This is a genomic window from Burkholderia sp. BCC0506 (genome assembly GCF_902833145.1).
Classification (GTDB): Bacteria; Pseudomonadota; Gammaproteobacteria; order Burkholderiales; family Burkholderiaceae; genus Burkholderia.
This window is the reverse complement of the sequence record NZ_CADFEN010000007.1, coordinates 382,283-393,384: the sequence shown is the minus strand read 5'-3', so window position 1 is coordinate 393,384 and position 11,102 is coordinate 382,283. Positions and strand designations below refer to the sequence as shown.

General features: G+C 67.9%; 11 protein-coding genes. 4 read left to right on the top strand and 7 right to left on the bottom strand.

The genetic code is table 11. The features are described from left to right. Positions 1-88 precede the first annotated feature (88 nt). Positions 89-1,411 carry an IS4 family transposase gene (locus HWX62_RS19130; protein ID WP_175929725.1) on the top strand — a complete coding sequence of 441 codons (1,323 nt, stop codon included), beginning with the start codon at positions 89-91 and terminating at the stop codon, positions 1,409-1,411. 44 nt (positions 1,412-1,455) lie between these two features. Next, positions 1,456-2,916, top strand: coding sequence for an MFS transporter (locus tag HWX62_RS19125; protein ID WP_175931837.1), 1,461 nt, complete (start codon positions 1,456-1,458; stop codon positions 2,914-2,916). Positions 2,917-3,007: 91 nt separating this feature from the next. Here HWX62_RS19125 and HWX62_RS19120 read toward each other — a convergent pair whose 3' ends face one another. Continuing rightward, positions 3,008-3,205 (bottom strand): oxidoreductase-like domain-containing protein, encoded by a 198-nt coding sequence (locus HWX62_RS19120; RefSeq protein WP_175931836.1) that lies wholly within the window; start codon positions 3,203-3,205, stop codon positions 3,008-3,010. Positions 3,206-3,355: 150 nt separating this feature from the next. On the opposite strand from HWX62_RS19120, the gene HWX62_RS19115 reads away from it, so the two are divergent. Continuing rightward, entirely contained in the window at positions 3,356-3,778 is a 423-nt protein-coding gene (locus tag HWX62_RS19115) for a RidA family protein (protein ID WP_175931835.1), read from the top strand. Positions 3,779-3,856: 78 nt separating this feature from the next. Here HWX62_RS19115 and creD read toward each other — a convergent pair whose 3' ends face one another. From creD to HWX62_RS19095, 4 genes are all read right to left on the bottom strand, one after another. Then, positions 3,857-5,245 carry a cell envelope integrity protein CreD gene (gene creD, locus HWX62_RS19110; RefSeq protein WP_175931834.1) on the bottom strand — a complete coding sequence of 463 codons (1,389 nt, stop codon included), beginning with the start codon at positions 5,243-5,245 and terminating at the stop codon, positions 3,857-3,859. Positions 5,246-5,351: 106 nt separating this feature from the next. Next, positions 5,352-6,812 (bottom strand): two-component system sensor histidine kinase CreC, encoded by a 1,461-nt coding sequence (gene creC / locus HWX62_RS19105; RefSeq protein WP_175931833.1) that lies wholly within the window; start codon positions 6,810-6,812, stop codon positions 5,352-5,354. A 15-nt stretch (positions 6,813-6,827) separates the two neighbouring features. Then, entirely contained in the window at positions 6,828-7,541 is a 714-nt protein-coding gene (gene creB, locus HWX62_RS19100; RefSeq protein WP_175931832.1) for a two-component system response regulator CreB, read from the bottom strand. Positions 7,542-7,630: 89 nt separating this feature from the next. Further along, positions 7,631-8,344 carry an SDR family NAD(P)-dependent oxidoreductase gene (locus HWX62_RS19095; protein ID WP_175931831.1) on the bottom strand — a complete coding sequence of 238 codons (714 nt, stop codon included), beginning with the start codon at positions 8,342-8,344 and terminating at the stop codon, positions 7,631-7,633. A gap of 323 nt (positions 8,345-8,667) precedes the next feature. On the opposite strand from HWX62_RS19095, the gene HWX62_RS19090 reads away from it, so the two are divergent. Continuing rightward, the gene (locus tag HWX62_RS19090; protein WP_175931830.1) at positions 8,668-9,345 is read left to right on the top strand and encodes a dihydrodipicolinate reductase C-terminal domain-containing protein; all 678 of its coding nucleotides are present in this window, start codon (positions 8,668-8,670) and stop codon (positions 9,343-9,345) included. Positions 9,346-9,439: 94 nt separating this feature from the next. Here the strand turns inward: HWX62_RS19090 and HWX62_RS19085 are convergent, their stop codons facing one another. Both HWX62_RS19085 and HWX62_RS19080 read right to left on the bottom strand, forming a co-directional pair. Continuing rightward, on the bottom strand, positions 9,440-10,249 hold the full coding sequence (locus tag HWX62_RS19085) for an SDR family oxidoreductase (protein WP_175931829.1): 810 nt from the start codon (positions 10,247-10,249) through the stop codon (positions 9,440-9,442). Beyond that, positions 10,246-11,079 (bottom strand): molybdenum cofactor biosynthesis F family protein, encoded by an 834-nt coding sequence (locus HWX62_RS19080; protein WP_175931828.1) that lies wholly within the window; start codon positions 11,077-11,079, stop codon positions 10,246-10,248. The genes HWX62_RS19085 and HWX62_RS19080 overlap by 4 nt, the downstream gene beginning before the upstream one ends. Positions 11,080-11,102: the final 23 nt, after the last annotated feature.

The window sequence follows — 11,102 nt, the reverse complement described above, 5'->3', positions numbered from 1 at the left end:
TAATGCCGTTCAGTTAAGAACTGAACGGCATTTTTGTTTTTAGGGTTGGAGTTGTAAACAAAGCGGCAAGCTGTTAACTTGGTCAGCGATGCTGAACGACCACCTGACCTTTCTGCTGGATGCAGCACCTGCCGACCTGAGTCGGCTCGGCGAGCATCTGCCACATAACTGGATCGAACAGGCCATCGAAGCGACGGGCACGGCCAGCATTCGCCGGCGGCGCTTACCAGCCGAGCAGGTGGTATGGCTGGTCATCGCGCTGGCAATCTACCGACACTGGTCGATCAGCGAGGTAGTCGATAGCCTCGATCTGGTCTTGCCCAACGAGGCCTCATTTGTCAGCAAGAGCGCCGTCGCTCAAGCGCGACAGAGGCTCGGCGATGCGCCCATGGCCTGGCTATTTGAACGCACCGCTCAAGCCTGGTGCCAGCAAGATGGTGCGCGCCATGCCTTCAAAGGGTTGAGCTTGTGGGCTATGGATGGCACCACGCTGCGCACCCCGGACAGCCCCGCCAATCGTGAGCACTTCGGCGCTCAGGGCTATGCCAGCGGTAAGGTGGCTAGCTACCCGCAGGTGCGGGCCGTGACGCTGACCTCGATTCCGACCCATCTCGTCGCCAACATCGCGTTCGGCCGTTACGACACGAATGAGATGCTCTATGCCAAGCAACTGCTGGAGCAGATCCCGGATCACTCGTTGACGGTATTCGACAAGGGCTTTCTGTCCGCCGAAATTCTGTGCGGCCTGAGCTCGGGTGAGCGCAATCGCCACTTCCTGATTCCGGCCAAGTCCAATACACGGTGGGAGGTGATATCGGGCAAGCCTGACGATGCTTTGGTGCGCATGCGCGTGTCACCACAAGCACGGAAGAAGTGCCCTGAATTGCCCGAATGGTGGACGGCCCGCGCGATTCGCGTACTGGATGCGGCAGGCCGCGAGCGGGTGCTGCTGACTTCACTGACTGACCGCCGCCGCTTCAAAATGGCCGATCTGGACGCCTGCTATGAGCGCCGCTGGCAGGTTGAAACCAGCTACCGCGAGCTCAAGCAATCGATGCTCGGGCGCGAGCTGACGCTGCGCAGCCGAACGGTTGAAGGCATTTACCAGGAAATCTGGGGGGCATTGATCGCCTACAACCTGATTCGTCGCGAGATGGCCGGCGCGGCCTTTGAGGCCAAGTGCGAACCGACCGAACTGAGCTTCATTCGGTCGTTCCATCTCATCCAGCACGAGATGATGTGGGCCGCACGCACACCTGCCTTTGCCAAGCTGCCCGCCGTTCTCAAGCGACTTCGCGAGCACCTCAAGCTACTCATCAATGTAAAACGGCCCGATCGCAAATGCGATCGGGCCGTCAAGTCCCGTCCTGCTCGCTATTCCGTTCGATATCTTCGGAAAAACCTTAACTGAACGGCATTAGCTATCGGGCCCTCATTTTTTCGGATCCTGTTTTCATGACGAACCCTACCCTTGCTCCTTGCGCGCCGGCCGGCGCGACTGCCGCGGCGACGCCGCGCAGCCACCACGGCTGGGCGCTCGTGGTCCTGCTGGTCGGCGCCATTCTGCCGCCGCTCGACTACTTCATCGTGAATCTCGCGCTCCCGGCCATTCGCGACGGCATCGGCGCGCGCCAGGCCGAACTGCAGCTCGTCGTGTCGGCGTATGCGTGCGCGAACGCGGTCGTCCAGATCACCGGCGGGCGCCTCGGCGACCTGTACGGACGCAAACGCATGTTCATGATCGGCATGGCCGGCTTCGTGCTCGCATCGACGCTGTGCGGGCTCGCCGGCAACGGCACGGTGCTCGTCGGCGGGCGCGTGCTGCAGGGCCTGTTCGCCGCGATCCTCGCGCCGCAGGTGCTCGCGACGATCCGCAGCGTGTTCAGCCCGCAGGAACAGGTGCGCGTGATGGGCTTCTACGGGTTCGCGTTCGGTCTCGCGGCCGTGATCGGCCAGCTCGGCGGCGGCGCGCTGATCAGCCTGCATCCGTTCGGGCTCGGCTGGCGCGCGATCTTCCTCGTCAATCTGCCGATCGGCATCCTCGCGCTGATCGGCAGCTGGCGCTTCATCCCGGAAAACCGCCCGCCGCGCGGCCAGCGGATCGACGTGCCGGGCACGGTGCTGATGTCGCTGTTCCTGCTGATGCTCGTGTACCCGCTCACGCATGGCCGAGAAGCCGGCTGGCCGCTGTGGATGATCGCGTGCGGCGTCGGTGCGCTGCCGATGCTCGGCGCGCTGCTGACCGTCGAAGCACGCCGGCTCGCGCGCGGCCACGATCCGCTGCTCGACGTGCGCCTGTTCCGCAACCCGGTCGTCGCACTCGGGCTCCTGCTCGCGTTCCTGTTCTACATGCTGAGCGCGTTCTTCCTGAGCTATGGCATCTATCTGCAGGGCTGCCTGAACTGGTCACCGCTCGCGTCCGGGTTCGCGATCCTGCCGCTCGGGCTCGGCTTCCTCGCGAGCCCGCTGCTGATGCCGCGCCTCGTCGCCCGGTTCGGCGCGTATCGCGTGCTCACGCTCGGCTTCGCGATGCTCGCGGCCGGCGTCACGGTCGCCGCCGCGCTCGCCCGCGACGGTGCGCCGGGCGCGGGTTTCTACGCGGGCATCGCGGCGATCGGCATCGGGCAAGGGCTCGTGCTGCCGTCGGTCGTGCGGATCGTGCTCGCGGAAGTCGACGCGGCCCGCGCGGGGGTCGCGTCCGGGATGGTCAGCGCGATGCTGCAGATCGGCGCGGCCGTCGGCGCCGCGACGATCGGCGGCGTGTTCTTCGCGCGGCTCGGCGTGCATCCGGCCGCGCTCGACTACGTGCAGGGGTTCAGGGTGTCGATGTTCACGCTGGCGGCCGTGTTGGTGGGCTGCATCGCGCTGTCGACCGCGCTCGGGCCGCTGCATCGACGGCTGCATGCGGATGCATGAGCGCTGACACGCGACCGAATCCATCCCTTCGGTCGAGCCCCGTAATACAGGCGCGGCGCATGCGCGGCGTGGCGACGCGCCGGCCGCCGGTTCATCGGTGAGGCTCGCGCTGCGCCTGTCGCGCCTCCCATTCGGCCAGCTCGACGCGATAGCGCGCGAGCGCCTCGTCGTACAGGTCGAAGACGCACGGCGAGCAGCCGCTGTTGCAGCAGTCTTCCAGTTCGGGTTGGACAGGCGGGGTCGGACGGGGATCGTCGACGGACGGATCTTGTGAAGCTTGGTTCGGCACGGCGTGGTCCGGTAATGTGGAACGGTCAGTATAGGGCGATCCGGGCCGCCGCCGCTTTCGGCCGGCCGGGCGGATCGACGATGAACGCGCCATCATGGCGCGATCGCGAGGGCGTGGCACGCCTCGTTCCGATTCCACAGGAGCTGCGCGATGGCCGAAACCGTCAATCCACCGGAAGTCTGGGCGCCGTTCGGCGCGTTTTCAATGGCCGTGATCCAGGGCGACGGCCGCATCGTGCGTCTGAAGGGGCAGGTCGCGCTCGACCGCGACGGACAGGTGGTCGGCGCCGGCGACATGCGTGCTCAGGTCCGCCAGACACTCGACAACATCCGCGACGTGCTGGCCGCCCTGGGCGGACAGATGCGCGACGTGATCTCGCTCGTCCATTACGCCACCGACATCGAGGCATTCATGCAGGCCGGCGACATCCGCAACACGTACTTCGCGGAACCCTATCCGGTGACGACGACCGTCCAGGTCGAGCGTCTTTACCGTCCCGACCTGCTGATCGAAATCGCGGCCGTCGCCGAGATTCCGCCGGCGCGGTTTCGTCGTCCGCCGACGCCTGCTTGAAACGCGTCGGTCACGCACGAAAACGCGCGCCGGCCGCTGTATTCCCGACCGGCGCGCGCATGCTCGTCACCCGCTCCCTTACTTCGCCGGCGCACCCGGCTTCACCGCCCCCGGCTTGTCGGCCAGCGGCTGCCACGCGGCGCCGAGCGAATACCAGTCGACGCGGCGCGTGAGCGTCATGATGCCGGCGAGAATCGCGAACAGCAGCAGCGAACCGAGCATCAGCGCATTGTCCTCCGACAGCAGCAGCCCGTAGAGCGCCGCGTACAGCACCGCGAGCAGCGCCGCGAACACCGCACCGCGCTTCACGCTGTGCAGCACGAACGACAGATAGAACGCGAGCAACCCGATGCATGCGCCGCTCGCCGCGAGATACGCATGGCCGAACGCGATGTGCTCGGACAGGCTCAGCAGCAGCAGGAAGAACAGCGCGAGCGACAGGCCGACCAGCGTGTACTGGATCGGGTGAATGCGCAGCCGCTTCACGAGCTCGTACATGAAGAAGCTCGCGAACGTGAGCATCACGAACAGCGCGCCGTATTTCGTCGCGCGTTCGGCCTGCAGGTACACGTTCACGGGTTCGATCACCGACACCGACGCCGTTTCGATCTCGCCCCCGCCGTTGCCGGACGCCACTTGTTCGCGCGCCTTCGTGTTGAACGACGTCACATGCCAGTTGCCGACGAAGCCGCGCGCATCGACCGTGCGCTCGGCCGGCAGGAACTCGCCGTCGAAGCTCGGATGCGGCCACGTCGATTTCAGCGAGAAGTCGTTCTGGTCGCCCACCGGCGCGAACGCGACCGATTCCGCGCCAACCAGCGGCAAGCCGATGCTGAACGGCACGACCGTCGCGCCCGCGTTTGCCTCCGCCAGCGCCGCGAGATCGACGTTCGCATGCACGCCCTGGCGCAGGCTGTCGAGCCGCGTGCCCTGCTCCACGTCGATTCGCTTGCCGCCGATGCGCAGGTCGGGCTGCGCCTTCAGCCCGCGCAGGTCGCCGATGCCGAGCGCGACGTATGTGCCGTCGATCTTGAAGCTCACGTGGCCATCCGCCTGCGGCAGCTTCTTCAGGTCCGGCAGCGGCAGCGTGCCCGTCATCCGGCTGTCGAGGCCGTACACGAGCGCCTTGTGAATGCCGCGATAGCGCACGCCGACCGACAGCGTGCCGTCGACGTTCAGCGTCTTCGGGAACACGAGCAGCCGTTTCGTCTCGCTCTTCAGGCTGGTTTTCGCCTTGCCGCCGGCCCGCACGTCGTCGCTCACGCGCGTGACTTCCGTGTAGCGAACGACGAGCACCGGCCCCGTCACCGTCTGCGGCCCCGCGTAGCTCGCCCAGATGCTCTGCAGCGCGCTCTGCCGATAGTCGGCGCGGTCCCGCACGATGCCCTGGACCATCTGCAGCGGGATCAGGATCGCCAGCGCGAGAAACGCGGTAATCATGGACTTGAACAACAGGACTCGATTCATTGCTGGCAGGTACCGGGAGTGGAAGGTACGGTCAGCATGAGCGTCCCCGGTGAAGGGCGATTGAAGCCGGTGTGAAGCGAACGTGTGGCGAGCGTGAAGTGCGCGGTCAACCGGCCGACGGCAGCGTGAGCGTCGCGCACGCGCCGCCTTCCGCGCGGTTCGCGAGCGCGATCTGGCCACGGTGCAGCATCGCGACTTCGCGGACGAAACACAGCCCGAGGCCCGTGCTGCGATCCTGCCCGTCGGGCCGCGGCAGCGAATAGAAACGTTCGAACACGCGCGACAGTGCATAGTCGGGCACGCCGGGGCCGTCGTCCGCGACGCGCACGACCGCGACGTGCGCCCTGCCCGCCGGCTGCCGCTCGAGCGCGATCCGGATCGTGCTGCCGTGCGGCGCGAAATCCAGCGCATTGTCGAGCAGGTTGCCGAGCGCCTGCCGTAGCAGGAACGGATCGCCGTCGACGATCGCCGCACCGCCCTCATCGGCCGCATCGTTCGCGTCGATCCGCAGGCTCACGCCGCGCTGCCGCGCGCGCGGCTCGATATCGTCGACGAGCTGTTCGAGCACCGGCCGCAGCGCGACCGGCTCGTGCACCGACAGCCGCTGCTTCTGCTCGACCTCGGCCAGCGCGAGCAGCTTGCGGATCATCTGTTCGAGGCGGCCGGCCTGGCGGCGGATGTTCTCGGCGAAGCGCCGGCGATTCGCGACCGGCATGTCTTCCTGCAACAGCTCGGCCGCGCCGCTGATCGCGGCCAGCGGGCTCTTCATCTCGTGCGTGAGCGTGTGGATGTAGGTTTCGACGTATTGCCGGTCTTCCAGCCGCTGATGCATGCTTTCCACCGCGCGCCCGAGCTCGGCCAGCTCGTTCGCGCCCTGCAGCGGCATCGACGCGCGCTCGCCGGCCGCGATCGCGCGTGCATAGCGCTGCAGGCGCCGCAGCCCGAGCACCAGCCACCACGTGCACGCGGCGCCGATCAGGATCGCGCCGCCCATCAGCAATGCCCCGTACAGCATGATCTTGCGCTGGCTGCGCGCGATGAACGGCGCGACCGTCTGGTTCGGTTTCGCGATCGTCAACACGCCGATGATCTCGTTGCCGCGCCGGATCGGCGCCGCGACGTGCATCACGGTGCTGCTGTCGTCGTTCGGGTCGCTGCGCGTGCTGCGCGCGCCGTATTCGCCGCGCAGCGTCCGGTACACGTCGTTCCAGCGCGAATAGTCCTGCCCGAGCGCGCGGCCGGCCGAGTCGTAGCGCACGATCCCGTGCGCATCGGTGATGTAGAGGCGGTAGCCGATCGCGTTCTTCTGGATGCCCCACACGTTCGCGCTGACCGGGCGCTCGTGCAGTTTCCCGAGCTGCCGTGCGAATGTGCCGTCGGCGATATGCCCGTTCGCCATGTCGTCGGCGGCCAGCGTCGCCAGCACCTGTGCAGTATCGACGAGCGTGTCCTCCATCGCTTCGCGCACGCCGGGCTTCACCTCCTGCACGAACACGCGCAGCGTGATCAGCGCGGCCAGGCCGACGATCAGGAAAAAGCCGAAAAAGATGCGCAGGCCGATATGCATGGGCGGTGCCGCTCGTTACGGTTGCAGCGAATAACCCATCCCGCGATGCGTGCGGATCGGGTCCCGCTCGGGATCGATCGCGCGCAGCTTGGCGCGCAGCGTCTTGACGTGCGTGTCGACCGTGCGGTCGGCCGAATCGAGCGCCTCGTGCCAGACGAGGTCCATCAACTGTTCGCGCGAGTAGATGCGCCCCGGATGCCGGACCAGCAGCGCGAGCAGCCCGAATTCGTAGCGCGTGAGGTCCAGCGCGTGGCCGAGCCACGACACGCGCGCGCCGTCGGTGTCGAGCGTGAAGCCGGCAGCGACCGGCGCACGCGCATCGGCCGGCGCGGGTGCGGGCGCCGGCTCCGAGGCGGCCGCCCGATGAAAGCGGCGCAGGATCACGCGCACCCGCGCGGCCAGCTCGCGCGGCGAAAACGGCTTGACCACGTAATCGTCGGCGCCGATCTCGAGCCCGACGATCCGGTCGATCTCGTCGTGCCGCGCGGTCAGGAAGATCACCGGAATATCGGTGAACGTGCGCAGCCGCCGGCATACCTCGAAGCCGCTGAAGTCCGGCAGGCCGACGTCGAGCACCACGAGATCGACATGCGTGTCGCGCAGGCGGTCGAGCGCCGCCTGCCCGAGCGTGCAGTGGATGGTCTGCATGCCGTCGGTGCCGAGGGCATAGACGATCGTGTCCGCGATCGCCTGCTCATCTTCGACGATCAGGATGGTGGGCGGCGTCATGGTCTGTGGTTCGGGTCTCGGGTTCGGGTCGCGCAATCCGGTGCGACATTGTACGCACGGATGGCCCCGGCGAACCCTTCCCCGGCGCACTACGCCACGCGGCCGCTCACCGGAATCGACGCACCGGTGATCGCCTGCGCGTCGGCCGACAGCAGGAATCCGATCGTCGCCGCGAGCTGTTCGGGCCGGACCCAGCGCGAGAAGTCGGCGTCGGGCATGTCCCGGCGGTTCGGCGGCGTATCGATGATGCTCGGCAGCAGCGCGTTCACGGTCACGCCGCGATCGAGCAGTTCCGCCGCCAACGCCTCGGTGAGCCGCGCGACGCCCGCCTTCGCGGCCGCATACGCGCCCATCCCCGCGCCGGCCTTGAACGCCGCACCCGCGCCGATGTTGACGATGCGCCCGGCCTGACTCGCCACCAGGTACGGCAGCGCGGCTTTCGACGCGTTCAGCGCCGTCTTCACGTTCAGTTCGTACATGCGGTCCCACGTGGCGGCATCGCCGTCGGCGATCGTCTGCCACACGAATGCGCCCGCGATGTTGAGCAGCGCGTCGACGCGGCCGAATTCGCGATCGACCGTTTCGAGCGCCTGTGCGGCGGCCTGCGGATCGACGAGATCGATGCCGCCGATGCGCAGCGCTTCGGCCGGCACGCCGGGCAGCGCCTGCGCCGCGGGAGCTGCGCCGCGGCCGATCAGCGCGATGCGCGCGCCGCGCTGGCCCAGCCACGCGGCCGTCGCGACGCCCAGATGACCGAAGCCGCCGGTGATCGCGACTGCCTTGCCTTTCAGGTCGTGTTCCATCGATGTGTTCTCCTGGATCGAGGGTGATGGGATGAAATGCCGACAGCGTAGCGCCGTTCACGCGTTCATGCGAACCGGGATGACAGTGCGGCAGCGCAGCGCCCTGTCGTTTCGCGGTGGCTGGCAGCGTCGCGAGACGCCTCGCGATTCACGCATCACGGGCGTCGCGACGTTGCGCGCGCTGCTCGACGAGCGCGCAATCGAACGGCCGGGCATAATGCACGAGCCTCGCCAGGCGTGGCGCGCGGCACGACGACCGGGCCAGCCTGCGCGACGCCCGCGCCACCGCCGGCTCGCATCCCCCACTTCAACCCGTCAATCCCATGCAAGTACTCGTCATCGGAACCGGCAAGCTCGCCAACGAGTTGCTCGGTTCGCACCAGCTCGATCCGGCCGCCTGTCGCGTGATGCCATGGTTGGACAGCACGCGAACCGACGCCCGGTCGATCGTCATCCATGCCGGTTCCGGCCGCGAACTCGCCGCGGCGATCGCGTTCTGCGAGGCCACCGCGTCGCCGCTCGTCGAGTTGTCGACCGGCTCCGAGCTCGAAACCGGGACGTACGGCTTTCCGGTCGTGCTGTGCCCGAATACGAACATCCTGATGCTCAAGTTCATGAGCATGCTGGACACCAACGGCCACCTGTTCCGCGACTGCGAGATCAGCGTGACGGAGTCGCATCAGGCCGGCAAGACGTCCGTGCCCGGCACGGCCGTCGGCATCGCCCGGTCGCTCGGCGCGCGGCCGGAAGACATCCGCTCCGTGCGCGACCCGGCCGTACAGCGCAGCGAATTCGGCATCCCCGACGATCAGCTCGGCCGCCATGCGATTCACCGGATACGCATCGACGATGGCGCATGCAGCCTGCAGTTCGAATCGCGCGTAGCCGGCGATACACCCTATGCGGATGGCGTATCGCGCATCGTCGAGGCGGTCCGGCAGCACCATCTCGAACAGCGTCGGTATTCGGTCGTCGAATTCATCCGCAACGGCTGGCTGTAGTCGCGGCCCGGCGTGCGGCACGGCCCCATGGCGCGGGCCGCGCGCCAAGGCCGGCACGGCCTCGCCGCGGCCGCCGCCCTCGCGCGACTCACCGCTACCCGTCCCCCAGCACCGCTCCGCTTTCCGGCAAGGTCGCCCCGCCGTCGACGACGATCGTCTGCCCGGTGATGTACGCCGCGTCGGCCGATGCGAGAAACAGCATCGCGTTCGCGATGTCCTCCGGCTCGCCCATTCTCGCCAGCGGAATGTCGCGCGCGATCTGCGCGGCGACCGACGCGCCACCGAGATTGCCGGCCGCCGGCGTGCGGATCATCCCCGGTTCGACGCCGTTGACCGTCACGTTGCGACGCGCCAGCTCCAGCGCCGCCGCCCGAATGAAGCCGTTCACGCCGGCCTTCGACGCCGCGTAATGCGCAAGCCCCGGATAGACGACCCGCGGCCCCGTCACCGACGACGTGACGAGCAGCCGCCCGGCCCCCGCGCGCTCGAATGCCGGCAACGCGGCCTGCGCGAGCCAGAACAGCGCCGACAGGTTGACCGACAGCGTCCGGTCGAGCGTCGGCTCGTCGATCTGCATGAACGGCGTCAGCGGAAAATACGCGGCATTGTGGACGACGACATCGAGCCGGCCACCGTCGCGCTCGACTGTCGCCACGAGCGCATCCAGTTCGCCACGGTTCGCGGCGTCGACCCGATACGCGCGCGCGTCGCCGCCCGCGCGCGCGAGCGCCTCGGCTTGCGCGGCAGCCGCGTCGCCGTTCAGGTCCGCCACGGCGACGAACGCGTCGGATTCCGCGAAACGGCGCGCGATCGCCGCGCCGATCCCTTGCGCGGCGCCCGTGACGAGCACGACGCGCCCGCTGAAATCCGCACGCAGACTGCCGCTGCCCGGCACGGCAGTCATCGCCGCGCCTCGCCGCCGAACGGGTGCACGGTTTCGTTCAGCACCTGCGCGTAAGCGCCCATCTGGAAATTCGACAGCGTGCCGAAATCGCCGCCCTGATAGCCGAAGATCTTGCCGTCGGTCTTGCATTGCGCGAGGTCGATCAGCACGACACCGAGCGTCGGCACCACCTTTTCGCGCCACACGAACAGATACAGCGCGTCTGCAATCTTGAAGTAATGGCAGCGGTCGACATCGGCCAGCCCGCCTTCGACGCCCTGCAGGCACTGCCACGCGTAGAAATTGTCGTTCAGGTAGATGTGCTCGTAGCATTCGGTCGGGCTGTAGCGGTACATCGTCCGCTTGCCGATCAGCTCGCGCGTGGGCGCATGCAGCGGCCCCGGCCCGGCATGGCCGCCGAGCGTGCCGTGCCGGAACTGCGCATCGACGGCCGTCAGCGGCAGCCCGCGCGCGACGCGCGTGAACGCATCGATGCGCGTGTCGGCTTCGGTCGGCAGCGTACCGACGACCGACGTCCACACGCCGTTGTCGACATCGATCACAAGGCTGACCGACGTCGCCCGAGCGGCGGCATCGATGTAGTCGACGAAGTACAGGCCGTCGCGCAACTGCGTCACGCGGCACGACGCGCGACCGCCCGTGTCGGCCGCCGCGTCGCGCCATCGCAGCGCGCCCGGCTCGAACGTATAGACGCGCCATGCGCCCGATGCGTCGTCGAGCGCGAGTGTCCGCCCGACGAGCGCGTCGACGGGTGCGAGGATGTTCGCCTCCGGCGCGAAGCCGTCCGCGAGCGCGCCCACCTGAATGAATACCGGATCGTGTCGTTCCACCTGCCGTCTCCCGCGCAGCTTCA